The organism is Streptomyces sp. HM190 (assembly GCF_009857135.1).
GTDB lineage: Bacteria > Actinomycetota > Actinomycetes > Streptomycetales > Streptomycetaceae > Streptomyces > Streptomyces heilongjiangensis.
Genome location: NZ_CP047318.1, coordinates 5,488,646 through 5,515,643, shown reverse-complemented (window position 1 = coordinate 5,515,643; position 26,998 = coordinate 5,488,646). Strand labels below are relative to the sequence as shown.

The 26,998-nt window shown below is 72.7% G+C and carries 22 protein-coding genes and 1 pseudogene; 10 read left to right on the top strand and 13 right to left on the bottom strand.

Annotation, left to right across the window (positions count from 1 at the left end):
* Positions 1-16 precede the first annotated feature (16 nt).
* The 3 genes from GSY65_RS23660 to GSY65_RS23650 form a co-directional block, all read right to left on the bottom strand.
* A complete protein-coding gene (locus GSY65_RS23660) occupies positions 17-1,510 on the bottom strand; it encodes an ABC transporter permease (protein ID WP_159772177.1) in 1,494 nt (497 codons plus the stop codon).
* Between the two features lie 218 nt (positions 1,511-1,728).
* Positions 1,729-2,997 (bottom strand): L,D-transpeptidase, encoded by a 1,269-nt coding sequence (locus tag GSY65_RS23655; protein WP_159772174.1) that lies wholly within the window; start codon positions 2,995-2,997, stop codon positions 1,729-1,731.
* 220 nt (positions 2,998-3,217) lie between these two features.
* A complete protein-coding gene (locus GSY65_RS23650) occupies positions 3,218-3,562 on the bottom strand; it encodes a hypothetical protein (protein ID WP_159772171.1) in 345 nt (114 codons plus the stop codon).
* 110 nt (positions 3,563-3,672) lie between these two features.
* On the opposite strand from GSY65_RS23650, the gene GSY65_RS23645 reads away from it, so the two are divergent.
* Positions 3,673-4,083 (top strand): hypothetical protein, encoded by a 411-nt coding sequence (locus tag GSY65_RS23645; protein ID WP_159772168.1) that lies wholly within the window; start codon positions 3,673-3,675, stop codon positions 4,081-4,083.
* Positions 4,084-4,177: 94 nt separating this feature from the next.
* Here the strand turns inward: GSY65_RS23645 and hutH are convergent, their stop codons facing one another.
* From hutH to GSY65_RS23620, 5 genes and pseudogenes are all read right to left on the bottom strand, one after another.
* The gene (hutH, locus tag GSY65_RS23640; protein ID WP_159776317.1) at positions 4,178-5,716 is read right to left on the bottom strand and encodes a histidine ammonia-lyase; all 1,539 of its coding nucleotides are present in this window, start codon (positions 5,714-5,716) and stop codon (positions 4,178-4,180) included.
* Between the two features lie 435 nt (positions 5,717-6,151).
* The gene (locus GSY65_RS23635) at positions 6,152-7,321 is read right to left on the bottom strand and encodes a GGDEF domain-containing protein (protein ID WP_159772165.1); all 1,170 of its coding nucleotides are present in this window, start codon (positions 7,319-7,321) and stop codon (positions 6,152-6,154) included.
* A gap of 299 nt (positions 7,322-7,620) precedes the next feature.
* Complete coding sequence (locus GSY65_RS23630; RefSeq protein ID WP_159772162.1) at positions 7,621-8,454, bottom strand: enoyl-CoA hydratase/isomerase family protein; 834 nt, start codon at positions 8,452-8,454, stop codon at positions 7,621-7,623.
* Positions 8,455-8,957: 503 nt separating this feature from the next.
* Positions 8,958-10,094, bottom strand: a complete 1,137-nt coding sequence (locus GSY65_RS23625) for an adenylate/guanylate cyclase domain-containing protein (RefSeq protein ID WP_159772159.1) — start codon at positions 10,092-10,094, stop codon at positions 8,958-8,960.
* Between the two features lie 227 nt (positions 10,095-10,321).
* A pseudogene (locus GSY65_RS23620) lies at positions 10,322-11,199 on the bottom strand (biotin--[acetyl-CoA-carboxylase] ligase).
* A gap of 207 nt (positions 11,200-11,406) precedes the next feature.
* On the opposite strand from GSY65_RS23620, the gene GSY65_RS23615 reads away from it, so the two are divergent.
* From GSY65_RS23615 to GSY65_RS23600, 4 genes are all read left to right on the top strand, one after another.
* Positions 11,407-13,005, top strand: coding sequence for an acyl-CoA carboxylase subunit beta (locus GSY65_RS23615; RefSeq protein WP_159772156.1), 1,599 nt, complete (start codon positions 11,407-11,409; stop codon positions 13,003-13,005).
* Between the two features lie 14 nt (positions 13,006-13,019).
* Positions 13,020-13,229: an acyl-CoA carboxylase epsilon subunit gene (locus GSY65_RS23610; protein ID WP_159776315.1), complete on the top strand. Its 210-nt coding sequence runs from the start codon at positions 13,020-13,022 to the stop codon at positions 13,227-13,229.
* Between the two features lie 71 nt (positions 13,230-13,300).
* Positions 13,301-13,429, top strand: a complete 129-nt coding sequence (gene mmpB / locus GSY65_RS34350; protein WP_107099558.1) for a morphogenic membrane protein MmpB — start codon at positions 13,301-13,303, stop codon at positions 13,427-13,429.
* A gap of 49 nt (positions 13,430-13,478) precedes the next feature.
* The gene (locus GSY65_RS23600; protein ID WP_159772153.1) at positions 13,479-14,102 is read left to right on the top strand and encodes a Maf family protein; all 624 of its coding nucleotides are present in this window, start codon (positions 13,479-13,481) and stop codon (positions 14,100-14,102) included.
* 4 nt (positions 14,103-14,106) lie between these two features.
* On the opposite strand, the gene GSY65_RS23595 is transcribed toward GSY65_RS23600, so the two are convergent.
* On the bottom strand, positions 14,107-14,577 hold the full coding sequence (locus GSY65_RS23595) for a hypothetical protein (RefSeq protein WP_201452639.1): 471 nt from the start codon (positions 14,575-14,577) through the stop codon (positions 14,107-14,109).
* Positions 14,578-14,956: 379 nt separating this feature from the next.
* On the opposite strand from GSY65_RS23595, the gene GSY65_RS23590 reads away from it, so the two are divergent.
* Positions 14,957-16,732, top strand: coding sequence for an acetyl/propionyl/methylcrotonyl-CoA carboxylase subunit alpha (locus tag GSY65_RS23590; protein ID WP_159772147.1), 1,776 nt, complete (start codon positions 14,957-14,959; stop codon positions 16,730-16,732).
* 254 nt (positions 16,733-16,986) lie between these two features.
* A complete protein-coding gene (locus tag GSY65_RS23585) occupies positions 16,987-17,550 on the top strand; it encodes a TetR/AcrR family transcriptional regulator (RefSeq protein WP_159776313.1) in 564 nt (187 codons plus the stop codon).
* Positions 17,551-17,853: 303 nt separating this feature from the next.
* On the opposite strand, the gene GSY65_RS23580 is transcribed toward GSY65_RS23585, so the two are convergent.
* Positions 17,854-18,858, bottom strand: coding sequence for a DeoR/GlpR family DNA-binding transcription regulator (locus GSY65_RS23580; protein ID WP_159772143.1), 1,005 nt, complete (start codon positions 18,856-18,858; stop codon positions 17,854-17,856).
* 144 nt (positions 18,859-19,002) lie between these two features.
* Positions 19,003-20,451 carry an NAD(P)H-quinone dehydrogenase gene (locus GSY65_RS23575; protein WP_159772140.1) on the bottom strand — a complete coding sequence of 483 codons (1,449 nt, stop codon included), beginning with the start codon at positions 20,449-20,451 and terminating at the stop codon, positions 19,003-19,005.
* 233 nt (positions 20,452-20,684) lie between these two features.
* Here GSY65_RS23575 and GSY65_RS23570 point away from each other — a divergent pair, with 233 nt between their 5' ends.
* The 3 genes from GSY65_RS23570 to GSY65_RS23560 all read left to right on the top strand — a co-directional run bounded on the left by GSY65_RS23570 (position 20,685) and on the right by GSY65_RS23560 (position 23,945).
* Positions 20,685-21,122 carry a gamma-glutamylcyclotransferase gene (locus tag GSY65_RS23570; RefSeq protein WP_159772137.1) on the top strand — a complete coding sequence of 146 codons (438 nt, stop codon included), beginning with the start codon at positions 20,685-20,687 and terminating at the stop codon, positions 21,120-21,122.
* A gap of 157 nt (positions 21,123-21,279) precedes the next feature.
* A complete protein-coding gene (locus GSY65_RS23565; protein WP_159772134.1) occupies positions 21,280-22,104 on the top strand; it encodes a purine-nucleoside phosphorylase in 825 nt (274 codons plus the stop codon).
* Between the two features lie 209 nt (positions 22,105-22,313).
* Entirely contained in the window at positions 22,314-23,945 is a 1,632-nt protein-coding gene (locus GSY65_RS23560; protein WP_159772131.1) for a phospho-sugar mutase, read from the top strand.
* Positions 23,946-24,088: 143 nt separating this feature from the next.
* Here the strand turns inward: GSY65_RS23560 and GSY65_RS23555 are convergent, their stop codons facing one another.
* Both GSY65_RS23555 and GSY65_RS23550 read right to left on the bottom strand, forming a co-directional pair.
* Positions 24,089-25,846: a hypothetical protein gene (locus GSY65_RS23555; RefSeq protein ID WP_159772129.1), complete on the bottom strand. Its 1,758-nt coding sequence runs from the start codon at positions 25,844-25,846 to the stop codon at positions 24,089-24,091.
* Positions 25,847-26,010: 164 nt separating this feature from the next.
* Positions 26,011-26,565 carry a PH domain-containing protein gene (locus tag GSY65_RS23550; protein WP_159776312.1) on the bottom strand — a complete coding sequence of 185 codons (555 nt, stop codon included), beginning with the start codon at positions 26,563-26,565 and terminating at the stop codon, positions 26,011-26,013.
* Between the last annotated feature and the right edge of the window lie 433 nt (positions 26,566-26,998).

Genomic DNA, 26,998 nt, shown 5'->3' with positions numbered 1-26,998 from the left:
CGGGGACGGCGGCCGGCTACTCCACCCGCCGCAGGGCGTCGGCGGGGCGCAGCCGGGAGGCGCGCCAGCCGCCGAACGCGCCCGCGACCAGTCCGCCGGTGACGGCGAGGCCCACGGCGAGCGCGATGGTGGAGACGCTGACGGGCGCGGTGAGCGCGACGTCGAGCGCGTTCGACGCGGCCTGGCGTCCACCGCCCGCACCGCCGCCGCCCGGGAAGCCGCCACCGCCGGGTCCGCCGCCCGGGAAGCCGCCGCCGGCCGCGCCGACTTCGGCCTGGAGGGTGGGGCTGATCGCCGTGACGGCGTACGACCCCGCGAGGCCCAGCGCGATGCCGAGTGCCCCGCCGACCAGGCCGTTGACCATGGCCTCGCCGACGACCTGGCGGGTCACCCGCCCCGACTTCCAGCCGAGAGCCTTGAGCGTCCCGAACTCCCGCACCCGGCGCGAGACCGCCGAGGAGGTGAGCAGCCCGGCCACCAGGAACGCGGCGACGAGCACGGCCACGGAGAGCCACCGGCCGACGTTCGAGGCGAGGTCGGAGGCGGTGGACAGCGACCCGGACACGGTGTCGGCGAGATCGGCCGAGGTGGTGACCGTGGTCCCCGGGATGTTCTTCTGGATGGCCGACTTGACGGAGTCGATCTGCTGGGAGTCGCTCGCCTTGACGTAGATCGTGGTGACCTTGTTCTTGGAGTCGCTGAGCGTCTGGGCCTGCTTCAGCGGCATGTAGAGGTCGGCGGCGGCGTCCCCGCTGTCGGGTGTGGCGATGCCGATGATCTTGTACTTCGTGGAGTTGACGGTGACGTTGCCCCCGACCTTCAGCTCCTTCTCGCGGGCGTAGGAGGCGTCGGCGACGACGACCCGCGCGTCGGTCTCGGAGGTCTTGAACGTACGTCCGCTGGTGATCTTGGAGGAGGTGAGGGGGCCGAGGTCCGGTTCGGTGACGTCGGTGCCGTAGACGGAGTAGTTGTCGACGTCGAACTCGGCGCCGCCGCCCTCGACGCGTCCCTCGGGCCGGCCGGTGCCCCCGCCGTTCTGTCCGGGACCGCCCTGCTGGCCGCCGCTCGCGCTCTCGTCCTGCTGGAACTGGCCGCGCCGGAACTGCCCGTCGACCTTGATGACCTGGAGGCTGAGCCCGCCGACGGCCTCCGCGACGCCCTGCTGTTCACCGACCTCGGTGACGGTCGAGCCGGCCAGGGTCTGGAAGCCCTGGACGCGGACGAGGTCGCTGCTCTGCTCCTCGTCGGAGTCCTCGTCCTGTGCGTCGAACTCGAAGCGGGGGCGTTCGGCGCCGCCGTTCTCGCCGGGTGCGGCGGCGGCCTTGGTGACGGTCATGTCGGTGCCCAGGCCGTAGAGGGATTCGAGCACCTTGGCCTGGGCCTTCTCCATGCCGGACGACACGGAGCTGACCACGATCACCAGCGCGATGCCGAGGGCGAGCCCGGAGGCGACGACGAGCGCCGCCTTTCTGCGGCGGCGCAGTTCGCGCCTCAGGTAGGTGAGAAACATGGCCGAAAGCTAGGGAGGCCACGTGATGACGGGATAAGCCCCTCATAAGAGCGGGATGAGAACGCTGTGTCCTGGGCCGGGTGTCCGGCGCGGAAGCACGTGGGCCGCGCCGGGGAACGCCGAAGCCGCCCCTGGGGGCGGCTTCGGTGTGACGGGGCCGGAAGGGGACGCGGTGCCGCGTCCGGTGAGCGGCGCGGCACCTCCCGGGCGGCGGCGGGTCAGGCCGCGGAGCCCGCCTTCCAGTCGGCCCAGTTCATGTTCCAGCCGTTGAGGCCGTTGTCCGGGGAGACGGTCTTGTCGCCGGTGTTCTGGACGACGACCACGTCACCGACGATGGAGTTGTTGTAGAACCAGGCGCCCTCGGTGTCGGGGTCGTTGGCGCCCTTGGTGTCGTTCAGACCGACACAGCCGTGGCTGGTGTTGACGTTGCCAAAGACGGAGTCGGCGCCCCAGTAGTTGCCGTGGATGAAGGTGCCGGACGTCGTCAGACGCATGGCGTGGGGCACGTCCTTGATGTCGTACTCGCCCTTGCCGTCGTCGTCGGTGAAGCCGACCGTCGCGCCGTTCATCCGGGTCTCCTTGAACTTCTCGGAGATCACCATCTGGCCCTCGTACGTCTTGTTCTCGGGCGAACCGGCGGAGATCGGGATGGTCTTGACGACCTTGCCGTCCTGCGTGACCTTCATCTGCTTGGTCTTGGCGTCGACGATCGAGACCTGGTTGCGGCCGATCTTGAAGGAGACCGTCTTCTGCTGGACGCCGTAGACGCCGTCGGCGCCCTCGACACCGTCGAGCGCGAGCTTCAGCGTGACGGTGGAGCCCTCCTGCCAGTAGTCCTCGGGCCGGAAGTCGATGCGGTTCGCGTTGAACCAGTGCCCGACGACCTCCTGGCCGGAGCTGGTGGAGACGGTGATCCCCTTCTGGACCTCGGCCTTGTTGGTGATGGCCTTGTCGAAGTTGATCGAGACCGGCATGCCGACGCCGACGGTGGAGCCGTCCTCGGGCGTGAAGTTGCCGATGAAGCTGTTGGCGGGCGAGACCGTGGTGAACGCCGCGTTCTCGTGGGCCTCGCGGCCCTCGGAGTCCTCGGCGGTGGCGGTGATCTTGTAGTTGGTGGACCGCTCCAGCTGCACGCTCGGCGCCCAGCTCGTCTTGTCGGCGGATATCTCACCCTGCACGGCGGCGCCGTCCGTGGTGGTCATCGTCACCTTGGTGAGCTTGCCCTTGCTCACCGTGACCTTGGCCGAGTTGTTGATGGAGGCGTTGTTCGAGCCGTCCTTCGGGGTGATCTTGATGTCGGCCTCGGAGTTCTTCTTGGCCGCCGCCTCGTCGACCTTGGACTGCGAGGAGTCCCCGCCATCGCTCCCGGACGCGTTGTCGCCGTCGCCCCCGCTGCACGCAGAGAGCACCAGCACCCCGCCGAGCAGTGCGGACGCGACCGTCAGGCCCTTGCGCCGCTTACTGTTCGTCATCACACGCTTCTCCATCGTTGCCGAAATCCCCAAGAACCGAGAATCCCCGTAAGCACTAAAACACCACTACGGCACCGAGCCGTTCCGCTTGGCGCCGATGTGTGGGATACGCCACTCCGCCTGCGCCGGTCGCCGGTGACCCCGGCGGTGGTGCGCGAGTGACCGGTGTGCCCCTTGGGACGGGAGAACCCCGGGCGGCGGTCGCCGCCCGGGGTCATGCTGTCCCCAAGGCGCCTCAGCCGCGTCCGACTTCCTCGTCGTCCTCGGCGTCATCATCCTCGTCGAGGCCCCATTCCGGCGAATCGGGGTCGTAGTCCATGCCCTCGCTGCTCCAGGACGCCTGGGCGAGTTCGATGCCCGGCACCTCACCGACCAGGTCGAACGGGTCGATCAGATACGCGAGCGCCTCCGCTGTGTCCTGTGTCACCGCGCTCTCGGCGTGTACCCGTTCGTCGTCCGGCATATCAGGATCGTCGGCGATCCGTCGCAACGCGGCGCCGGTGACGGCCTCGACGTCCTCCACCTCCACCACCAATTCCACGCGAAGGCGGACGAACTGTGATGCCTCGTCTGTAGTCATGCTGCGGAGCGTACGGCCCAGCCGACCCGCGACTTTCCCGCAACCCGCGACTTTCACTAGCATCGCTGTCCACGGCCAATTCGCCAGCGTCACAAGGGGATCGATATTCCGTGTCCGTCGCACGTCGCGCGTCGCCCACCGCCCGCCGATCGCTGCTGACCGCCACCGCCGCGGGGACCCTTCTGGCTGCCCTGTGGTTCGTGCCGTCGGCCAACGCGACCCAGGAGGCGCCGGACATACGGCAGAACACGACGACCACGACCGTCTCCGACGGAACGGCCCACTCCGAAGGAACAACCGTCTCCGACGGAACGACCGACTCCGAAGGAACGACCGTCTCCGACGGGACGACCGACTCCGGCTCGGCCGAGGACGGGGAGTCGACGGGCCGCACCACCCAACTCGCCGACACGGGCAGCCCCAACACCACGCCGTACATCGTCGGCGGCACCCTCTTCCTGGGCCTCGGCGCCGGCTTCGTGGCCTACTCGGTGCGCCAGGGCCGCCTGGAGGCGTACTGACGCGCACGGCACCGACACGCGTACGCGGGGGCACCACCACATCGGCGGTGCCCCCTGCGCGTGCCGGTCAGGCGCCCCCGCCGACGGGCTCGGTTCAGGCCAGCGGGCCGGTGACCGACTCGACGGCCGCGACCAGCCGGCCCTCGCGGACGAACGTGTCGGCGAGCGCCAGATCGGGGGCGAGGAAACGATCCGGCCCAGGGCCCTCGACGCCGAACTTCCGTACGGCCTCGACGACCGCCCGGGTGGCCGGCGCGGGCGTGAGACCCTCGCGCAGCTCCACGGCGCGTGTCCCGGCGTAGAGCTCGACGGCGAGCACCCGGGTGAGGTTGTCGACGGCGGTGCGCAGCTTGCGGGCGGCCGACCACCCCATGGAGACGTGGTCCTCCTGCATCGCCGAGGACGGGATCGAGTCGGCCGAGGCCGGGACGGCGAGCCGCTTCAGTTCGCTGACCAGCGCCGCCTGCGTGTACTGGGCGATCATGAGGCCGGAGTCGACACCGGCGTCGTCCGCGAGGAACGGCGGCAGCCCGTGCGAGCGGTTCTTGTCGAGCAGCCGGTCGGTGCGCCGCTCGGCGATGGAGGCCAGGTCCGCGACCGCGATGGCGAGGAAGTCCAGCACGTACGCGACCGGGGCGCCGTGGAAGTTGCCGTTGGACTCGACCCGCCCGTCGGGCAGGACGACGGGGTTGTCGACGGCCGACGCCAGCTCCCGCTCGGCGACGAGCCGCGCGTGAGCGAGGGTGTCACGGCCGGCCCCGGCGACCTGCGGGGCGCAGCGCACCGAGTACGCGTCCTGAACCCGCGGCGCGTCGTCCTGGTGGTGCCCGGTGAGCCCCGAACCCCGCAGCACGGCCAGCATGTTGGCGGCGGAGGCGCCCTGCCCGGGGTGCGGGCGGATGGCGTGCAGCTCGGGCGCGAGGACCTTGTCGGTGCCGAGCAGCGCCTCCAGGGAGATCGCGGCGGTGACGTCGGCCGACTTGTACAGCGTCTCCAGGTCGGCGAGCGCCATGACGAGCATGCCGAGCATGCCGTCGGTGCCGTTGAGGAGGGCGAGCCCTTCCTTCTCGCGCAGCTCGACGGGGGTGATGCCGTGCGCGGCGAGCAGCTCGGCGGCCGGCCGTACGACGCCGTCGGGGCCCTCGGCGTCGCCCTCGCCCATGAGGGTGAGCGCGCAGTGCGACAGCGGCGCGAGGTCGCCGGAGCAGCCGAGGGAGCCGTACTCGTGCACGACGGGGGTGATCCCGGCGTTGAGGAGGTCGGCCATGGTCCGCGCGACCTCGGGGCGCACACCGGTGCGGCCGGAGCAGACCGTCTTCAGCCGCAGGAACATCAGCGCGCGGACGACCTCGCGCTCCACCCTCGGGCCCATGCCGGCGGCGTGCGAGCGGACGATGTTGCGCTGGAGCTGGGCGCGCAGCTCCTGGCTGATGTGCCGGGTGGCGAGGGCGCCGAAGCCGGTGGAGACCCCGTAGACGGGGTCCGGTTTGGCCGCGAGCGCGTCCACGATCCCGCGGGCCGCGGCGAGGGCCGCCAGCGCCTCCTCGGAGAGCTCGACCCGGGCGCCGGCGCGCGCCACGGCGAGGACGTCGGCGGCGGTGACACCGGACGTCCCGAGGACCACCGTGTCCACAGAGTGCATATCCATATTCAGGATCGTAGGGACTGAATCGCAGAATGTCACGAGCGGATGCCGGGTGGACTCCTTACCGGACCGGCACCCCATGACACGATCCGCGACATTCATGGACGAAGCAATCCGCGTAGATCAGAGAACGATCAGAGTGTTGTTGTGATTCGATCAAAGAACAATCAGAAACTCGCAGGTAACCGACGTATCCGGCAGGGCGGGGGGTTACGGTCATCACACCTGATGCGTCGACGCCTCATGTGCACGGCCTCCCCCTGTGCGCGCACCTGACGGGTCGACGCCCCGGGACGACCCCAGGTCCCCACGGCCACCACTCCCCCCTGTCGGCCGTGGGGCCCCTACGGCCGACGGCGACACGACCGGCGGCCGTAGGCGTCCGAGGGCCGCGCGCAACCTCGAACAGTTGCGCGGCCCACCCTAGGACCGGCGCCCTCGAATGCGGCGCCGGTCCCCGGGGTGCGCCGGGTCGACGGGCGCGGGCGGCCGGTCGGCGAGCCGGACGACCGGGTCCTCGCCGTCGTCGCCCTCCCGGCCCGCGACGACCGGCTCGATGGAACCGGCGGCCTTGGCCCGGTACTGAGCGGCGTCCGCGAGCCGGAACAGCCGCCGCGCCGAGCGCAGCGGCCCGATCGGGTCCCCCGTGGAGGCGACCCCGCAGGCGACCCCGTCACCGGGCTCCAACTCCCGCGCCCGCGCGCACAGATCACCGGCGACCCGCACCACCTCGTCCGCCGAGGGACCCACCGCGAGCAGACAGAACTCGTCGCCGCCGAGCCGCGCGGCCAGGACGTGCGGCAGTTCCGCCGCGCAGCGCGAGAGCACCGAGCCGAACCGTTCCAGCACCTGGTCGCCCACGGCGTGCCCGTAGGAGTCGTTGACCTTCTTCAGCCCGTTGAGGTCGCAGACCACCAGGCTGATCACCGTGCCGTCGCGCCGGTGCGCCTCCATCGCCTCGTCCAGCCGCAGATCGACCGCGCGCCGGTTGCCGAGGCCGGTGAGGGAGTCGGTGAAGGCGAGCCGCCGAGCCTCCTCCAGCCGCTCCGACTGCGCGATCCCGGCCGCCACGACCGAGGCGAGGACCGTCGCGAACGCGGCGTCGTCGCCGTGGAAGACGGGTTCCCCGGCGGGCCGGGCCACGTACAGCTCCCCCCACGCCCGGCCGTTCAGCACGATCGGCGCCACCACGCAGCAGCCCCGGCCGCGCCGGCGCAGCGCCGCCACCCGCTGGTGGCAGTAGCCGCCCCGGCGCCGGTCCGCGACCGGCCCGGCCGCCGTCTCCACCCAGGCGTTGGGCTCACCGCCCTCCAGCCAGCGCTCGTGCAGGAACTCCGCGATCTCCGGGAACTGGTGCACGGGGTACGTCTCGTCCTCCGGGAACTCCTCCTCGTCCGGCGCCCGGTTGCCCACGTTCACCAGTACCCGCAGCAGCCCGCGCTCCCGCTCCCACACGGACAGCGCGGCGAAACTGCCGGACAGGGCCCGGCACGCCCCGTCCGCCGCCGCCCGCCACGACTCCTGCGGCGTGTGCGCGGCGGCCATGCCCCGCGCCAGCGCCACCACGGCCCTCAGCCGTCTGTCCTCGCCCACGACTCCAGGCTAGGGAGCTTTGCTCCGATTTGAGACGTTGGCGGGGCGAACAGGGGTACGGCCCGGCCCTGCGCGCGCCGCTCACCCACGACGAGCACGCGTGCGCCCCTCGTTCCTGAGGGGCCCGGAGGCCTGTCTCCCACTCCTGGGGGCCCGGGAGCAATCCCCGACTGCTCAGGGGCGCGGCTCCGCTCCCCAGGGGCACGGGGGACGACGCGCACACCCGCCGCCCTCCGGGCGTCGCGCACCCCGTCACCGGGCCGCGAACGCACCGCGCGCGGCCCGGTGAGGCCCGCGGCTCACTCCCCCGGCCACTCCGGCTTCCGCTTCTCGTTGAAGGCGGCCACGCCCTCCGCCCGGTCGCCCGAGAAGGCCACGGAACGCCACGCCGCGTCCTCGACCTCCAGCCCCGCCCGCAGATCGATCCCGTGCCCGAGCCGCAGCGCCCGCTTCGCGGCCCGCAGCCCCACGGGGGAGTTGGCGGCCATCCGCGCGGCCAGCGCCAACGCCTCCGTACGGTCCTGTCCCTCCGCGACCAGTTCGTCGACCAGCCCCAACTCCCGCGCCTCGGCCGCCTCCAGCCGCCGCGCCGTGAAGATCAGCTCGGCGGCGCGCGCGGCCCCCACGCGACGCGGCAGCAACTGCGTACCGCCGCCGCCCGGGATCACCCCCACCGACACCTCGGGAAGTCCCACCACCGCCGTGCGGTCGGCCACGATCACGTCGCAGGACAGTGCCAGCTCGAAGCCGCCGCCCAGCGCGAAGCCGTGCACGGCGGCGACGGTCGGCATCGGCAGCTCCAGCACCCCGGTGTACGCCGCCCGCGCGACCGGCCGCTGCCGCACCAGCTCCGCGTCACTGAACGAGTTCCGCTCCTTCAGGTCGGCCCCCACGCAGAACGCCCGCTCGCTGGTCGAGGTCACCACGACCACGCGTGCGTCCCGGTCGGCGGCCAGGGCGTCGCACGCGGCGGCGACGGAGCGGGCCATGTCGGTGGACACGGCGTTCATGGCCTTCGGCCGGTCGAGGGCGAGTTCGGCGACGTACGCGTGCCGCCGCACGACCACGAACTCGCCGTACCGCCGCTCGCCGCCCGGCCCCTCTACGACATCGACACCGACACCGACACCCATGACACGCCCTCCGGTTAACGCGGGTTAACTGCCCTCACTCCGATCATCGCAGCCGGGCCCGCCCCGCGACACCCCCGTCCCGGTACGGGGCCCTCGATGGCGACGTGACGTGTCCCCGGCGAGGACGCGTCCGGCGACCGTGGGCGACCACGCGTCGGCCCGTTTCCCCGTTCGAGTGACATCCGAGCCTTCTCGGGCCGCACCGCCCACTTCGCCGCATAGCCTGCGCTCCGCCAGGCGCACCGCGGACTCGGGCGCGGAGGGAGGACGGACCATGACGACCGAGCCCACCGTCCGCCGGGCCCCGGTCGGGGCCACGACCGGTGGACGCGGTGCCCGGCCCGGCTCTCTCCCCCCCCGGCGCCGCACCGCTCAGCCACCCGGTCGTCGCAGGCCCGCGGCCCCAGCTCGTGGGCACCGCGGCCGGCAGCCCGCCCCGCGGTCACCCGGAAGCACCCGCGGATCGCGGCGGTCACCGCCGTCCGGTCCGCTCGCGGCGAGGGCTACGCCTTGCCCGGTCGGCGGGTGAGGAGCCACGGCTGGACCACGCCGAGACCGCGTACGGGGCGTTGCCACATGGGCTGGAGGGCGAAGCGGTAGGTCGGCGGTTCCTCGCCCTCCTTCTCGGCGGCAGCCGCGGCCTCGGCGGCCTCCGCCTCGGACTCGGGGGCCTCACCGGCGCGCACGAGTTCCTCGGCGAACGCGGCGTCGACGAGGACCGCGTCCTTGGGTGCTATCGAGGTCAGCCGGCTCGCGAGGTTCACCGTGGAACCGAACACGTCGCCCATCCGGGTCGTGACGGTCCCGAAGGCCATGCCGACGCGCAGCTCGGGCATGGTCTCGTCGTTCGCCATGGTCTCGATCAGCCGCAGGGCGATCTCCGCGGCCACCCCCGAGTCGTCGGTGGCGTACAGGACCTCGTCGCCCAGGGTCTTGATGAGCCGGCCCCCGTTCGCGGCGACGAGGTCCGCGGCCGTGGTCTCGAAAGCCTCGACGAGTTCGCCGAGCTCCTCCTCCTCCATGCGGCGGGTCAGCCGGGTGAAGCCGACCAGGTCGGCGAAGCAGACCGCGAGCCGCCGGTCGACCATCTCCTCGTCGTCGGCGGCCTGGACGACCCGGCCGGTGGCGGCGGCGAGCTGGCGCCGCCAGACGTAGACGAGGAACTCCTCCAGCTCGGGCAGGAGCAGCTCGACCAGGGGGTACGTCACCTCGGTGCGGGTCATGCCCGGCTCCGGCGGTTCCGTCAGCCCCTCCAGGAAGGAGTCGATCTGCCACTCGGCGAGCCGCGCGGTGGTCTGACCGGTGGAACGTGCCACCTGCACGGCCATGGCCTCGCTGAGCAGGCCCGCCTCGACGAGACCGGCGAGCCGCCGCAGGGCGAGGACGTCCGCCTCGGTGAGCGCCTTGGCCTGGCCGATGTCCGCGAAGCCCATGGCCCGCCAGAACCGGGACGCCAGTTCCATGGAGACGCCCGCGCTGCGAGCCGCCTGGAAGGGGGTGTAACGGCGCTCGGCTCCGAGGATGAGCCCTTCGAGCCGCAGCGCGAGGGGGTCCTCCTCGCCGCCGTCCGCGCCCTGGGGGTCCGGCGGGTCCACGCGGCCCTGCGCGTCCGTGCCGGAGCCCGTGTCCTCGACGCTCACGCCAGCTGCCCTTCCGATCTCCCGCGGTCACGTACTCGACCGGCCTCAACTCTACGGCAGGTGTGCGCCAGCTCACTCCGTCAGGTGCGGCCGACGGGGGTGCCCTCCTTGACCGTACGGCCCCGGCGTGGGCGCTGCCCCCGGGAGCGGAACCCCCGAGCGCCGTCCCCGGGTGCCCGGACAACAGGGGCCCCACACACCCCGTCGGCCCCAGCTGTTCTCTCCTCTCACACGGCACGCAGGTGCACGATGTCCCCGGCGCCCACCGGTTCCTGCACGCCTTCGCCGGTGGCCAGCACCAGCCGCCCGTCCCCGTCGACGGCCACGGCCTCCCCGACGATCGACCGGTCGCCCGGCAGCTCGGCCCGCACCGTGCGCCCGAGGGTCGCGCAGCCTGCCGCGTACGTCTCCTGGAGCCCGCTCACCGCGGGGTCGCCCCCGGCCCGGCGCCAGCGGCCGTACCAGTCCTCCAGCGAGCGCAGCACGGCGCGCAGCAACGGATCGCGGTCGGTGGTCACGGCGCCGGCGAGGGCCAGCGACCCGGCGGTGGGCACCGGCAGCTCGTCAGCTCGTCCTCGCGGAGGCTGACGTTGACGCCGATCCCGATGACGACGCCGCCGTCGCCCGCGCGTTCGGCGAGGATGCCGCCGGCCTTGCGTTCCTGCCCGTCGACGGTCACCAGCAGATCGTTGGGCCATTTGAGTGACGTGTCGACGCCGGCGGCCCGGGACAGTCCGGTGGCCACGGCGACACCGGTCAGCAGCGGCAGCCAGCCCCAGTGGCGCACGGGCACCTCGGCGGGCGTCAGGAGGACGGAGAAGAAGAGGCCGGAGCGGGGCGGCGCCGTCCACTGCCGGTCCAGGCGCCCCCGGCCGGCGGTCTGCTCCTCGGCGACGAGGACGGCGCCCTCCTCGGCGTCCCCCCGGACCGCGCGATCCACCAGGTCCTGATTGGTGGAGCCGGTGCGCTGCACGACCTCCAGATCGAGGTACAGACTCCCGTGCCCGCCGTCCCGCAGCAGTCCGCGGCGCAGCGCGGCCCTGTTGAGCGGTGGACGGTCGAGGTCGGACCAGCGGCTGTCGTCTGAGGCATCTCGCGGCGTCATGCAACCCACCCTAGGTGTGGTAAACGCCGCACTGCCGAACCGTAGGGGCAGCACTACGCTACGGATGAGTAACCACGCACACTTCTGAGCACGTACCGAGACAGCACACGCCCTCACCCGGGGCGACCGCGCACCGCCCGAGCAAGCACGCACCGCGAAGTTCTCACGTCCCCACGTCCCACTGAGCAGGCAGGGAGCCGCATCCCGATGTCCGAGCCGGAAGAGCCAGCGACCATCGACATCCACACGACCGCGGGGAAGCTCGCGGATCTGCAGCGCCGTATCCACGAGGCGACGCATGCCGGCTCCGAGCGCGCGGTGGAGAAGCAGCATGCCAAGGGCAAGCTGACGGCCCGTGAGCGGATCGAACTGCTCCTCGACGAGGACTCCTTCGTGGAGTTCGACGAGTTCGCCCGCCACCGCTCCACCGACTTCGGCATGGAGCACAACCGCCCCTACGGCGACGGCGTCGTCACGGGCTACGGCACGGTCGACGGCCGCCCCGTCGCCGTGTTCTCTCAGGACTTCACCGTCCTCGGCGGGTCCCTGGGCGAGGTCTTCGGACAGAAGATCATGAAGGTGATGGACTTCGCCCTGAAGACCGGCTGCCCCGTGATCGGCATCAACGACTCCGGCGGCGCCCGCATCCAGGAGGGCGTCATGGCCCTCGGCATGTACGGCGAGATCTTCCGCCGCAACACCCACGCGTCCGGCGTGATCCCCCAGATCTCCCTGGTCGTCGGCCCCTGCGCGGGCGGCGCGGTGTACTCCCCCGCGATCACCGACTTCACCGTCATGGTCGACCAGACCTCGCACATGTTCATCACCGGCCCCGACGTCATCAAGACGGTCACCGGCGAGGACGTCGGCTTCGAGGAACTGGGCGGCGCCCGCACCCACAACGCGACCTCGGGCGTGGCCCACCACATGGCGGGCGACGAGAAGGACGCCATCGAGTACGTCAAGCAGCTGCTGTCCTACCTGCCCTCGAACAACCTCAGCGAGCCCCCGGCCTTCCCCGAGCAGGCGGACCTCACCGTCACCGACGAGGACCGCGAGCTGGACACCGTCGTGCCGGACAGCGCGAACCAGCCGTACGACATGCACACGGTGATCGAACACGTCCTGGACGACGCCGAGTTCTTCGAGACGCAGGCCCTGTTCGCGCCGAACATCCTGACGGGCTTCGGCCGCGTCGAGGGCCATCCCGTCGGCATCGTCGCCAACCAGCCGCTGCAGTTCGCCGGCTGCCTGGACATCGACGCCTCCGAGAAGGCGGCCCGCTTCGTCCGCACCTGCGACGCCTTCAACGTCCCCGTGCTGACGTTCGTCGACGTGCCCGGCTTCCTGCCGGGCGTCGGCCAGGAGCACGAGGGCATCATCCGCCGCGGCGCCAAGCTCATCTACGCCTACGCCGAGGCCACCGTCCCGCTGATCACGGTCATCACCCGCAAGGCCTTCGGCGGCGCCTACGACGTCATGGGCTCCAAGCACCTCGGCGCCGACCTCAACCTCGCCTGGCCCACCGCCCAGATCGCCGTCATGGGCGCCCAGGGAGCGGTCAACATCCTGCACCGCCGCACCATCGCCGCCGCCTCCGACGAGGAGCGCGAGGACGTCCGCGCCCGTCTGATCCAGGAGTACGAGGACACCCTCCTCAACCCCTACACGGCCGCCGAACGCGGGTACGTCGACGCCGTGATCACCCCCTCGGACACCCGCCGCCACATCGTGCGGGGCCTGCGCCAGCTGCGCACCAAGCGGGAGTCCCTGCCCCCGAAGAAGCACGGCAACATCCCCCTCTAGAACCGACGGGAGCCATCGTGATCAAAGTCGTACGGGGCAACCCGACCCCCGAGGAGCTGGCCGCCGCCCTGGCGGTGGTCCGAGCGCGCGCCGCGGCGGCGGCCACCGAGCCGTCCGGCGCGCCCGCCCCCCGGGACTCCTGGTCCGACCCGTCCCGCATCGCCGCGCACCGGCTGCCCGCGCCGGGGCCCACGTCCTGGAGCCGGAGCCACTGGCCCGGCTGAGCGGAGGCCCGGCCTCAACTTGAGTACGCGTACTCAGGCGTCCGGACCACAGCGCCCCGCACCATCGGAGCATGCTGTGGTCCGACCCTGAGAACGAGCCGCCGAAGGAACTCCGGGACACCCAGGACATGCTCCGCCGGCTCAGCATCCTCATGGCCCTGGCGATGGTCCTGGCGATGCTGGTCCTGGGCATCCTCTGAGCGCCCGGCGGCGGCCCGGCCGTCCGGCGCCCGCCGCTACCCTGACCGCATGACCGAACCGCACCCCCGCCGCCGCCTGGTGCTGGCCTCCCAGTCCCCCGCCCGCCTCAACCTGCTCCGCCAGGCCGGCCTGGCCCCCGAGGTGATCGTCAGCGGAGTGGACGAGGACGCCGTCACCGCCCCCACCCCCGCCGAGCTGGCGCTCGCCCTCGCCGAGGCCAAGGCCTCCGTCGTCGCGGCGAAGCCCGAAGTCAAGGGCGCCCTCGTCATCGGCTGCGACTCGGTGCTCGACCTGGACGGCGAAGCCCTCGGCAAGCCCGCCGACGCCGAGGAGGCCACGGCCCGCTGGAAGGCGATGCGCGGCCGTGCCGGCACCCTCCAGACCGGCCACTGCGTCTACGACACCGCCACCGGCCGCTACGCCTCCGCGACCGCCTCCACGGTCGTCCACTTCGGCGAGCCCAGCGACGAGGAGATCGCCGCGTACGTGGCCTCGGGCGAACCCCTCTACGTCGCGGGCGCGTTCACCCTGGACGGCCGCTCGGCCCCGTTCATCGACGGCATCGACGGCGACCACGGCAACGTGATCGGCATCAGCCTCCCGCTGGTCCGCCGCCTCCTGGCCCACCTGGACGTGGCCATCACCGACCTGTGGACCCCCCGGGCCCCGTAGGGACTCAGGACGCTCCGGCGGCCGGCGGCGCGACGGGCGCGGCCGGCGCGCCCTCGCCGCCGGAGCCCGGCTGCGCGGCGCCCGCCTTGCGGTCGTAGGTCATCAGGGTGAGCACGACGAGCGCCAGCACCGCCATCATGAAGGCGAACGCGCCCCACCCGACCAGCCCCACCGTGAGCGCGCCGAGCAGCCCGTGCACCACGGCCGCGCTGACGAGCACGACACGCCCGAGTCCGGCGGCGGGCCGGTCCCGTACCGCGACGAGCAGCGCGACGACCCCGCAGAACACGAAGTAGAGCCCGAAGACGACACCCCCGGCCTTCGACGACAGGGACATCGCGTCGGGGTCGAGTCCGGCGAGGGACATCTTCTGCCGGTCGACGACGGTGCCGAGGAACCACTGGAGCAGGGCGATCCCCAGCCCCTCCGCGAACAGCACGATCGCCGTGACCACCGCCACCGGTCTGCGGATCACCGCCACCCACCCACTTTCCCTGCCGCGCCGTTCCCGCGGGGCATCGTTACCCCAAGTACGTGTTCGAGACATCGCGAACGCTACTAACGGGTAAACCCGGGGACAAGGGTTCTCACGAGAGCAAAGAATCGTTGGGCCATTAGTAGGGATTCCACAAAGAAACCCAACCGGCCGCAGCGCGGCCGCACAGAGACCTTGACCACAGTGGAGGGCTAGGGTTTTCGGGTGGAGTCCTGCGTGATGCGGTACGACAAGGGATTTCACCGGTCGAGCGAGCCTCGATTCACGCTCCGTGTGGGCAAGGTCACCATTGAGGACGGGTCGAAACGCCGTGTCGGCAGTCCCTAAACTCGGCTTGTTTCAAGGAGAGGGAGCCATCGTGCGCAAGGTGTTGATCGCCAACCGAGGCGAAATCGCTGTCCGCGTCGCCCGGGCGTGCCGGGACGCCGGGATCGCGAGCGTGGCCGTGTACGCGGATCCGGACCGGGACGCACTGCATGTGCGGGCCGCGGACGAGGCGTTCGCCCTGGGCGGTGACACCCCCGCCACCAGCTACCTGGACATCTCCAAGGTGCTCCAGGCCGCCAAGGACTCCGGAGCGGACGCGATCCATCCGGGTTACGGCTTCCTCTCGGAGAACGCGGAGTTCGCCCAGGCGGTGCTGGACGCGGGCCTGAACTGGATCGGCCCGCCGCCGCAGGCGATCCGCGACCTCGGCGACAAGGTGGCGGCCCGTCACATCGCCCAGCGCGCGGGCGCGCCGCTCGTCGCGGGCACCTCCGACCCGGTGTCGGGCGCCGACGAGGTGGTGGCGTTCGCCGAGGAGAACGGCCTGCCCATCGCCATCAAGGCGGCGTTCGGCGGCGGTGGCCGCGGCCTGAAGGTGGCCCGCACCCTCGAAGAGGTGCCCGAGCTGTACGACTCGGCCGTCCGTGAGGCGGTCGCGGCGTTCGGCCGGGGCGAGTGCTTCGTGGAGCGCTACCTGGACAAGCCGCGTCACGTCGAGACCCAGTGCCTGGCGGACAAGCACGGCAACGTGGTCGTCGTCTCGACCCGTGACTGCTCGCTCCAGCGCCGCCACCAGAAGCTGGTCGAGGAGGCCCCGGCGCCGTTCCTGTCGCCCGAGCAGAACGCGGAGCTGTACCGCGCGTCGAAGGCCATCCTGAAGGAGGCCGGCTACGTCGGCGCCGGCACGGTGGAGTTCCTCGTGGGCATGGACGGCACGATCTCCTTCCTGGAGGTCAACACCCGTCTCCAGGTCGAGCACCCGGTCACCGAGGAGGTCACCGGCATCGACCTCGTCCGTGAGATGTTCCGGATCGCCGACGGCGAGGAGCTGGGCTACGACGACCCGCCGATGCGCGGCCATTCGTTCGAGTTCCGCATCAACGGCGAGGACCCGGGACGCAACTTCCTCCCGGCCCCCGGCACGGTCACCACGTTCACCCCGCCGTCCGGTCCCGGTGTCCGTCTGGACGCGGGCGTGGAGTCCGGCAGTGTCATCGGCCCGGCCTGGGACTCCCTCCTGGCCAAGCTGATCGTCACCGGCGCCACCCGGCAGCAGGCCCTGCAGCGTGCCGCTCGCGCCCTGGAGGAGTTCCAGGTCGAGGGCATGGCCACGGCCCTCCCGTTCCACCGCGTGGTCGTGAAGGACCCGGCGTTCGCCCCCGAACTCACCGGCTCGACCGACCCGTTCACGGTCCACACCCGCTGGATCGAGACGGAGTTCGTCAACGAGATCAAGCCGTTCGCGGCTCCCTCGGACACCGCCGAGCCCGAGGACGAGTCGGACCGCGAGACGATCGTCGTCGAGGTCGGCGGCAAGCGCCTGGAGGTCTCCCTCCCCGCCGCGCTCGGCATGACCCTGGCCCGCACCGGCCTGGCCGCGGGCGCCAAGCCCAAGCGCCGCGCGGCGAAGAAGTCGGGTCCCGCGGCGTCCGGCGACACCCTCGCCTCCCCGATGCAGGGCACGATCGTGAAGGTCGCCGTCGAGGAGGGGCAGGAGGTCAAGGAGGGCGACCTCATCGTGGTCCTGGAGGCCATGAAGATGGAGCAGCCCCTCAACGCCCACCGCTCCGGCACGGTCAAGGGCCTGAGCGCGGAGGTCGGCGCCTCGATCACGTCGGGCGCGGCGATCTGCGAGATCAAGGACTGAGCACCCGTACGACGACCCGTACGACCGTACGAAGACATGACCCCCGCGCCCGTCAGGGCAGCGGGGGTCATGTCTTCGTACCCGCACAACTCCCCCGGTCCTCCGGGCTCCTAGGCTGAAGGGGTCCCGTGAAGGGACTCCGGTGAGGGGCCCCGGTGAAGAGAGCAGGTGAGACCACGGTGAGCACCACCCCGGCCGGGCCCCCGGCAGGAGCGCGCCCGGCGGCGGCCCGGCGCCCGGCGGGTGCCCGCCCCATGCGGGCCGACGCCCGCCGCAACCACGAGCGTCTCCTCACAGCGGCCCGTCTCGCCTTCGCCGCCCATGGCACGACCGCCTCGCTGGAGGACATCGCCCGCCGTGCGGACGTCGGGATCGGCACGCTGTACCGCCACTTCCCGAACCGCCAGGCCCTCCTCGGCGCGGTCTTCGAGGACGCGGTGCGGGAGCTGCTGGCCCGGGCCCGGGAGCAGCTCGACGCACCCCACCCATGCACCGCACTGGTCACCTGGCTGCGCGACCTCATCACTCGTGCGAGTGAATACCGGGGTCTGGCGAAGGCACTCATGGCGGTGTCGTACGCCGACTCGGGCAGTGAGGCGGACGCCTCGGACCTGGCCCGGTGCTGCGCCCCGATCCGCGAGGCGGGCACGGCCCTGCTGACGCGGGCGCAGCGGGCTCACGCCGTACGGGAGGACGTGTCGGTCGGTGATCTGCTCCAGCTGACCCACGCGATCGCGCTGGCGGCGGAGGAGACCCCGGACGATCCGGAGCTGGCCGACCGCCTGCTGACCCTGACCCTGCGCGGCCTGAAGCCGTAGCGGACGGGCGGCCCGGAGCCGCGCTGCCCCGGCCGCTCCGAAGCCGTGGCGCACCGGCGGTCCGGAACCACCGCGAACGAGCGTCCCCACACGGTGATGGGCCGTCAGCCCACAGCCGCGGTGAACGGGCGGCCGGTGACGACGGCGGCCGCGTCCGCAGGGCCCACGTCCGCGAGGCTCTGGTCCGCAGGGCCCACGTCCACGGACTGACGACCGCGGACTCACGACCGCGGACTCACCAACACAGGGCTCACCACCGCGGACTCACCACCGCAGGGCTGGCTCGTGGCGTCGCCGCCGTGTTCACCGGCGGCGCAGGTCCGCCACGCGGGCCGCTCGCTCGCGCTCACGCTCGCCGGTCGGCGGCTGTTCCCCGAGCACCGTGGCGGTGCGCAACTGGGGCGCGGTGCCGTGGACCTGGTTCCGGCGGGGGCCCGGGAGCGGCATGTCCCGGCGGGACTGGCGTGCCGGTACGGGATCGCCGCCGGTGCCGCCGCCCGACGCCCCGGCCACGGAGATCTGCACGCCCTGATCGGCCAGCGCCTGCAACTCGGTGACCGCGCGGTCGTCGTGGCCCGGCGGGTCGTCGGTGACCAGTCGGGTGATCACATCGGTCGGCACCGTCTGGAACATCGTGTCGGTGCCCAGTTTGGTGTGGTCGGCGAGGACGACGACCTCGGCGGCGGCCTGGACCAGCGCCCGGTCGACGGACGCCGACAGCATGTTGGACGTGGACAGGCCGCGCTCGGCGGTCAGCCCGCTCCCGGAGAGGAAGGCCTTGGAGACGCGCAGCCCCTGGAGGGACTGCTCGGCACCGGAGCCGACCAGGGCGTAGTTGGAACCGCGCAGGGTGCCGCCGGTCATCACGACTTCCACACGGTTGGCGTGGGCCAACGCCTGGGCCACCAGCAGGGAGTTGGTGACGACGGTCAGCCCGGGGACCCGCGCGAGCCGGCGCGCCAGCTCCTGCGTGGTGGTCCCCGCCCCGACCACGATGGCCTCGCCCTCTTCGACGAGGCTCGCGGCGAGGTCGGCGATGGCCGTCTTCTCGGCGGTCGCGAGATGAGACTTCTGCGGAAAGCCGGACTCCCGCGTGAACCCGCCCGGCAATACCGCACCGCCGTGCCGGCGGTCGAGGAGTCCTTCTGCCTCCAGAGCGCGCACGTCCCGCCGTACGGTCACTTCGGAGGTCTGGACGACGCGGGCGAGCTCACGGAGCGACACGGCTCCATTGGCCCGCACCATTTCGAGGATCAATTGACGACGTTCTGCAGCGAACACGAAACTGACAGTAACGCCAACGACCATCTGCTTTCAGCAGTTTGCGCCGAATAACAGAAGTTGTTCGCACCGTGGGGCGAGGAGTGATATAGGGACCATCCGGGACGTAAACGTGACGGGTCCGTGCCGTCGTCCGGCCCGGACCCGCCCTCGTAGCGCCGTGCGACCTGGTCAGACGCCGCCGCCCGCCTTGCGGGTGTGGAGCTGGCGGGCGACCTCGGCGATCGAGCCCGACAGGGACGGGTACACGGTGAACGCGTTCGCGATCTGTTCGACGGTCAGGTTGTTGTCGACCGCGATCGAGATGGGGTGAATCAGTTCCGAGGCGCGCGGGGAGACCACGACGCCGCCGACGACGATGCCGGTGCCCGGCCGGCAGAAGATCTTGACGAAGCCGTCGCGGATGCCCTGCATCTTGGCGCGCGGGTTGCGCAGCAGCGGCAGCTTCACCCCGACGGCGTCGATGATCCCGGCGTCGAGGTCGGCCTGGGTGTAGCCGACGGTGGCGATCTCGGGGTCGGTGAAGACGTTGGACGAGACGGTCTTCAGGTTGAGCGGGGCCACCGCGTCGCCGAGGAAGTGGTACATGGCGATACGGCCCTGCATGGCGGCCACGGAGGCGAGGGCGAACACGCCGGTGACGTCACCGGCGGCGTACACGCCGGGGGCCGAGGTCCGGGAGACCTTGTCGGTCCAGATGTGCCCGGAGTCCCTGACCCTGACCCCGGCCTCCTCCAGGCCCATGCCGGCGCTGTTGGGAATGGCACCGACGGCCATCAGGCAGTGGGTGCCGCTGATGACGCGCCCGTCGGCGAGGGTCACCTCGACACGGTCGCCGACCCGCTTGGCGGACTGGGCCCGGGAGCGCGCCATGACGTTCATGCCGCGGCGGCGGAACACGTCCTCCAGGACGGCGGCGGCGTCCGGGTCCTCGCCCGGCAGCACGCGGTCGCGGCTGGACACGAGGGTGACCCGCGAGCCGAGCGCCTGGTAGGCGCCGGCGAACTCGGCGCCCGTCACACCGGACCCGACCACGATCAGCTCTTCGGGCAGCTCGTCGAGGTCGTACACCTGTGTCCAGTTGAGGATCCGCTCCCCGTCGGGCTGCGCGTCGGGCAGCTCCCGCGGGTGACCGCCGGTGGCGATGAGGACGGCGTCGGCGACCAGCGTCTCCTCGGAGCCGTCCGCGGCGCGGACGACGACCTTGCGCGACCCGTCGAGGTCCTGCTGGCCCTCCAGCCGCCCGCGCCCGCGCATGACCCGCGCGCCGGCGCGCGTCACGGAGGCGGTGATGTCGTGCGACTGCGCCAGCGCGAGCCGTTTCACACGCCGGTTGACCTTGCCGAGGTCGACCCCGACGACACGCGCGGGCGTGTCGATGTGGGGGGTGTCGTCGGCGACGATGATGCCCAGTTCCTCGTACGACGAGTCGAAGGTGGTCATCACCTCGGCGGTCGCGATGAGGGTCTTCGACGGCACGCAGTCGGTCAGCACCGACGCCCCGCCCAGACCGTCGCAGTCGACGACGGTCACCTCCGCGCCGAGCTGCGCGGCCACCAGCGCCGCTTCATATCCGCCGGGTCCGCCACCGATGATCACGATCCGAGTCACGTGCTCCATTGTCCCGTACGAACCCGAATGCGGCGGAGTCGGGGTGCGCCGGTCCCGGTGGGCCCCCGCACGACCACGCGCACCGAGCGCGGGCGGGGGCGCGCCGGACCGGCCCGCGGGGCCGTCCGGGGGCGCGGGGAACCGCGTGACCAGCCCCGACGGACCCGCCTCCGGAAGACCGCCCCGTGCTCCCCACCCCCTCCCGCCCCACACACCCCGGCGAAGCGCTTACGCTCTCCCCCATGTCGCTCTACGCCGCCTACGCCGGCAACCTCGACGCCCGCCTGATGTCCCGCCGCGCCCCCCACTCCCCGCTGCGCGCCACCGGCTGGCTGAACGGCTGGCGCCTCACGTTCGGCGGCGAGCACATGGGCTGGGAGGGCGCCCTCGCGACGGTCGTCGAGGCCCCCCGCTCCCAGGTCTTCGTGGCGCTGTACGAGATCGCCCCGATGGACGAGGAGGCGATGGACCGCTGGGTGGGCGTCGGCCTCGACATATACCGCCGGATGCGGGTGCGGGTGCACACCCTGGAGGGTGAGGAACCGGCCTGGGTCTACGTCCTCAACGGCTACGAGGGCGGCTTGCCCTCGGCCCGCTACCTCGGCGAGATCGCCGACGCCGCGGAGTCCGCGGGAGCCCCGCACGACTACGTGATGGAACTCCGCAAGCGCCCCTGCTGAGGGTCCGCCCCACACTCACCCCGGAGTCCGCCCGGCACCCCGCCAGGCCCGGCGCCGCGCCCCGAACCCCCGTCGGCGGGAAACGAGAAGACAACGATCCCCATCCCGTGAGGCTTGCCATCTACGCGCGTAGGCCCAGACCGGATACTCTCGTCGCGTGAACGCTTCTCTTCTTCCGGACGACATCCAGGGCGACCCCTACGCCGCCGCCGACGCCGCCGCCACGCGCCTGCGGGAGCTCACGGGCGCCGAGACCCACGACGTCGCCCTCGTGATGGGCTCCGGCTGGGCCCCGGCCGTGGACGCGCTCGGCGCCCCCGAGGCCGAGTTCCAGGTCACCGAGCTGCCCGGCTTCCCGCCGCCGGCGGTGGAGGGTCACGGCGGCAAGATCCGCTCGTACCGGATCGGTGACAGGCGCGCGCTCGTGTTCCTGGGCCGCACCCACTACTACGAGGGCCGCGGTGTCGCCGCCGTCGCGCACGGCGTCCGGACGGCCGTCGCCGCCGGCGTCAAGACGATCGTCCTGACCAACGGCTGCGGTGGTCTCCGCGAGGGCATGCGCCCCGGCCAGCCGGTCCTGATCAGCGACCACCTGAACCTGACGGCGACGTCGCCGATCGTCGGCGCGAACTTCGTCGACCTGACGGACCTGTACTCGCCGCGCCTGCGCGCCCTGTGCAAGGAGATCGACCCCACCCTGGAGGAGGGCGTCTACGCGCAGTTCACGGGCCCGCACTACGAGACCCCGGCGGAGATCCGCATGGCCCGCGTCATCGGCGCGGACCTCGTCGGCATGTCGACGGTCCTGGAGGCCATCGCCGCGCGTGAGGCGGGTGCGGAGGTGCTGGGCATCTCCCTGGTCACCAACCTCGCCGCCGGCATGACCGGTGAGCCCCTCAACCACGAGGAGGTCCTGCAGGCCGGCCGCGACTCGGCGACCCGCATGGGCGAGCTGCTGACACAGGTGCTGGACCGCCTGTAGCCGCGGCGGAGCTCGGGGCCGCGGGTGCGTCATCCCGACGGCGGCACCCCCTGAAGGCCGGCCCGCCGGGGCCGGACCTCCTGGGGCGCGGGCAACCGCGCGACCGGCCACCCGCCACCCGCGGCCGCCCACGCACACGCACCCCCGAGCCACCAGGCGCCCCGGCCCCGAACCCCGACGCTGACGAACCAGAGAGGTTGGACCCCGACGTGCAGGACGAACTCATCGCACGGGCCAGGACATGGCTCGCCGAGGACCCCGACCCGGAGACCCGCGAGGAGCTCGCCGGGCTCATCGACGCCGGGGACACCGCGGAGCTCGCCGCACGCTTCGGCGGCACCCTCCAGTTCGGCACCGCCGGCCTCCGCGGGGAACTCGGCGCCGGCCCGATGCGCATGAACCGCTCGGTGGTCATCCGCGCCGCGGCCGGTCTCGCCGCGTACCTGAACAAGCAGGGCTCCACCGGCGGCCTCGTCGTCATCGGCTACGACGCCCGCCACAAGTCAGCGGACTTCGCCCGCGACACCGCCGCGGTCATGACCGGCGCCGGCCTGCGCGCCGCCGTGCTCCCCCGCCCGCTCCCGACCCCGGTCCTGGCGTTCGCCATAAGGCACCTGGGCGCGGTGGCCGGCGTGGAGGTCACGGCCAGCCACAACCCGCCGCGCGACAACGGCTACAAGGTCTACCTCGGCGACGGCTCGCAGATCGTGCCCCCGGCCGACGCGGAGATCGCGGCCGAGATCGACGCCGTACGCTCCCTCGCCGACGTCCCCCGCCCCGACGGCGGCTGGGAGACCCTCGACGACAGCGTCCTCGACGCCTATCTGGCCCGCACGGACACCGTCCTCGCCGACGGCTCACCCCGCACCGCGCGCACCGTCTACACGGCGATGCACGGTGTCGGCAGGGACACCCTGCTGGCCGCGTTCGCGCGGGCCGGGTTCCCGGAGCCGGTGCTGGTCGCGGAGCAGGCCGAACCGGACCCGGAGTTCCCGACCGTGGCCTTCCCCAACCCCGAGGAGCCCGGCGCGATGGACCTGGCCTTCGCGAAGGCCCGCGAGACGGAACCCGACCTGGTTGTCGCCAACGACCCGGACGCCGACCGCTGCGCCGTGGCCGTCAGGGACGGGGCGGACTGGCGGATGCTGCGCGGCGACGAGGTGGGCGCGCTCCTCGCCACCCATCTGGTCCGGCGCGGCGTCCAGGGCACCTTCGCCGAGTCGATCGTCTCCTCGTCCCTCCTCGGCCGGATCGCCGAGAAGGCGGGCCTGCCCTACGAGGAGACCCTCACCGGCTTCAAGTGGATCGCCCGGGTCGACGGCCTGCGCTACGGCTACGAGGAGGCCCTCGGCTACTGCGTCGACCCGCAGGGCGTCCGCGACAAGGACGGCATCACAGCCGCCCTCCTCATCACGGAACTGGCCTCGCAGCTGAAGGAGGAGGGCCGCACCCTGCTGGACCTCCTCGACGACATCGCCGTGGAGCACGGCCTGCACGCCACCGACCAGCTCTCCGTCCGCGTCGAGGACCTCACGGTCATCGCCCGCGCCATGGAGCGGCTGCGCGAGCAGCCGCCGACCACCCTCGCGGGCCTCGCCGTCACCAGGGCCGAGGACCTCACCCGGGGCACGGACCGGCTGCCGCCCACGGACGGCCTGCGGTACACGCTCGACGGCGCCCGGGTGATCGTCCGCCCGAGCGGCACCGAGCCGAAGCTCAAGTGCTACCTGGAGGTCGTGGTCCCGGTCGCCGGCCACGCCGACCTCCCCGGGACCCGCGCGACGGCCACGGACCTCCTCGCGAAGATCAAGCAGGACCTCTCGGCGGCCGCGGGCATCTGAGCCCCCGGCACCCCAGCCCCAGCCCCAGCCCCAGCAGCACGGAAGCCCCGGCCGACGGTCGACAGCGTCGTCGGCCGGGGCTTCCGTCGTGCAGGTTGCGTGGCTCGCGGGCGCTCGCGCCCTGGCCGCACACGGGTCGCGCCCTACGGCACCAGCAGCAGCGCCGCCACCCACACCAGCCCCAGGGCCACGCCCAGCGGCCACAGGGCCCGGCCCCGGGCGCGTTCGTCGCTCGTGTCCGTGGGCCGCAGTGCCGGTTCCCGCCACATGGCGGTGATCTCGGCGGCCGTGCGCTCGTAGGGGTGGACGACGCCGAACCGCCGCTCCAGCCGGCCCCAGCGGGGCGCGTGCGCCGTCCAGGCCGAGCCGAACCCGAACCGGTGGCTGTCCACCTTCAGCTCGCCGCCCTCGCACCGCACGGTCATGAGGTGGTCCCACTCGGTGTGCCGGACGCCGCGCATGCCGTTGAACCACAGCCCGTCCCGGTCGGCGGTGATGCGCCACGCCGCCATGCGCGGCAGCAGCAGGGCGCCGACGAGCCCGAGGAAGACACCGGGGACGTACCGCCATCCGCCGTCCTCGCCCAGCACCAGCAGCGCCGCCCACACCACGACCACCAGGCAGACGGCCCGGTCCAGCAGGCCGGCCCGCCACCGCCGTACCGTCCGGGACGCAAGCCGCTCGGTGATCCCTTCGGCGGCGGCCGCGCGCCGGTCCGCGTACACCGCCGCACGCCGGGCCCGCGCCCTCTCGGCCGCGATCCGCAGCCGCACCGCCCGCCCGGACAGAGCCCGCACCGGGGCCATGGACGACTCGACGACGATCTCCTCGTCCCCGCAACCGCCGCCGCTCTCCGGTGCCTGCCGCTCGCTCCGGGCCTCGTCCGCGCCGTTCCGCGTGTCCTCGGGGGCGCTGACGATCACGAGTTCGCCGCCGTCGTACGGCGCTCCGTAGAGGACGGCCTCGCGCAGAGGGCCGGGCCGTGCCGCGTCCTCCGTGTCGGCGTCGAGGGAGTCGAGGAGCGCCTCCATTTCCTTCACCTCGAGCAGGCGGTCCTCCTCGTCCTCCTCGTCGCCCTCGTCCTCGTCGTCGTACCACTCCTCGGCGGTGACGGTGAACATCGGCCGCACCCCCGCCACGTCGTCGGCGGTGAAGACCTCCACGTCACCGTTGGCGCCGTCGCGCACGAGGACCCGCAGGACCGGGGCCGGGGCGCTCCGCAGCCCGGCGGCGCGGCGCCGGGACAGCAGGCCGGAGGCCAGCGCGGTGAGCCCCCAGCCGACCGTGAACCACCCGGCCAGCATGGCCTCCCGGCGGTCGGCGGCCGCGTCCCACCCGGACGCCACGAGGACGAAGACCCCGCCGAGGGCCGCGAGCACCAGCCCCAGAGCGACGAGGAACCGCCCCCGCCGCAGCGGCCCGACGCCGTCCGGCACCACGGCGGTGACACCCTCCGCGGCGCTCACGGCCCACATCCGTTGCGTCCGCCGCGTGCTCATGCGGAACTCGGCGAGCGCCCAGGCGGCGTTCACCAGGAGGAGGCCGACGAGGACCGGCAGGTCGTGGACGCCGCCGTACCAGGCGAGGACGAGGGTCAGCACGGGACCGGAGACCCGCGGCACCTCGGGGCGCGCCAGGGTCCACACCAGGTGCAGGGGGACCAGGGCGGCGAGGGCGGGCGGCACCTCACGGGCGTTGGCCAGCCAGAACCCGGCCGTCAGCCCGACCATGGCCAGGGCGAGCAGGTGCAGGGACCGCATCCGGACCGGCACCCAGACCGGGGGCTGGGCCCGCGCCCACAGACGCGCCTTCTCACCGCTCCAGGCCGGGCAGCCCTCGGGCACGGCGGACTCGGGCAGCCGGCGCGACGGCCGCCCCGGGGACTCGATGTTCGTGCTCATGGCCACCCAGACACTCGGACCGCGACGGTACTCGTCATTCGTACGACCGTACGGCCCGGTGCTGACGGACTCTCAGCACGGGTGCCCTTCGCGGCGAGAGAGGGACGATGCCGCGGTCCCCGCCCGTCCCGGAGCCCTCCGCCGGGGTTCCACGCCCCCCGCGCTCACCCCAGCGCGATCAGGATCGACAGCAGTACGGCTCCCGCCGCCGCCGGCCCCACGACCTCCCAGGCCCAGCGGACGGTCGGCTGCCCCTGCGACCCCGGCGCCTTCGCGCGGGCCTCGCACAGCTCGCGCAGGTCGGCCATGATCTGGTCGGTCTCGGCGCGGACGGTCCGCGGTTCCAGCGACGTACGGCCGCTGCTGTCGCCCTTGGCGGCCCTGCCGGACTCCCGGGCCTGCTGCCGGGCGGCCTTCTTGCGGGCGCGCAGCGACACGGGGACGGCCCAGAGCTGGTACTTGGTCCCGGCCTCGTCGATCACCTCGTTGGAGTAACCGGAGCGCAGCGAGGCGACGGAGGCCCAGGGCAGTTCGATCACGCGGAACGGGTTGCGCACCCGGAGCCGGTCGTCGTTGGCGAAGACGGCGGGCCGGACCGAGAAGGCCACCACCAGCGGCACCGCCAGCAGCAGCGCGGCCAGGGCCAGCCAGGGCGTACGCCCCTCGCCGGTGATCACCGCGTCCGCGCCGAGCCAGCCGAAGAGGCCGAGGAGCAGCACACCGCCCGCGAGCCCGCCGGGCGACCGGTAGGCACGGTCCTTGTAGACCGGCTTGGCGGGCTTGACGGCCTTGGCGGGCTTGACGGCCTTGGCCGGCTCGGCGGGCTTGGCGGGCGCGACGGCGTCGGCCGGACGCGGGGCCGCCGCCTCGGGCGTCCGCCGCGGCCGGGCCTGCGCGGTCTGGGGGGCGGGCTCGGTCTTCGGGGTCTCCGAGGACGGTGTGCCCTCCGATGACGTCGAGGCCGCCGAGCGCTTCCGGGGTTCCGGCTGCTCCTGGGACGACGGTCGATCCGGGGTGGTCATACTTCCGATTCTGCACGACACCCGGCTCCCGCCCCGCCACTGCCCCGGCCCCGGGCCCGGCCCACGCCTCCCCTGCCCACGCCCGCCTGCCCCGCCCCCGCCGCCACCGGGCGCAACCCACCCCCCGGAA

Coding starts and splice junctions, on each gene's coding strand:
- GSY65_RS23585 (WP_159776313.1), top strand. CDS start 16,987: ATGCGGGCCGACGCCCGCCGCAACCACGAGCGTCTCCTCACAGCGGCC.
- GSY65_RS23555 (WP_159772129.1), bottom strand. CDS start 25,846: ATGAGCACGAACATCGAGTCCCCGGGGCGGCCGTCGCGCCGGCTGCCC.
- GSY65_RS23600 (WP_159772153.1), top strand. CDS start 13,479: ATGACCGAACCGCACCCCCGCCGCCGCCTGGTGCTGGCCTCCCAGTCC.
- GSY65_RS23575 (WP_159772140.1), bottom strand. CDS start 20,451: ATGGAGCACGTGACTCGGATCGTGATCATCGGTGGCGGACCCGGCGGA.
- mmpB (WP_107099558.1), top strand. CDS start 13,301: ATGCTGTGGTCCGACCCTGAGAACGAGCCGCCGAAGGAACTCCGGGAC.
- GSY65_RS23655 (WP_159772174.1), bottom strand. CDS start 2,997: ATGGAGAAGCGTGTGATGACGAACAGTAAGCGGCGCAAGGGCCTGACG.
- GSY65_RS23650 (WP_159772171.1), bottom strand. CDS start 3,562: ATGACTACAGACGAGGCATCACAGTTCGTCCGCCTTCGCGTGGAATTG.
- GSY65_RS23660 (WP_159772177.1), bottom strand. CDS start 1,510: ATGTTTCTCACCTACCTGAGGCGCGAACTGCGCCGCCGCAGAAAGGCG.
- GSY65_RS23615 (WP_159772156.1), top strand. CDS start 11,407: ATGTCCGAGCCGGAAGAGCCAGCGACCATCGACATCCACACGACCGCG.
- GSY65_RS23580 (WP_159772143.1), bottom strand. CDS start 18,858: ATGGTCGTTGGCGTTACTGTCAGTTTCGTGTTCGCTGCAGAACGTCGT.
- GSY65_RS23570 (WP_159772137.1), top strand. CDS start 20,685: ATGTCGCTCTACGCCGCCTACGCCGGCAACCTCGACGCCCGCCTGATG.
- GSY65_RS23630 (WP_159772162.1), bottom strand. CDS start 8,454: ATGGGTGTCGGTGTCGGTGTCGATGTCGTAGAGGGGCCGGGCGGCGAG.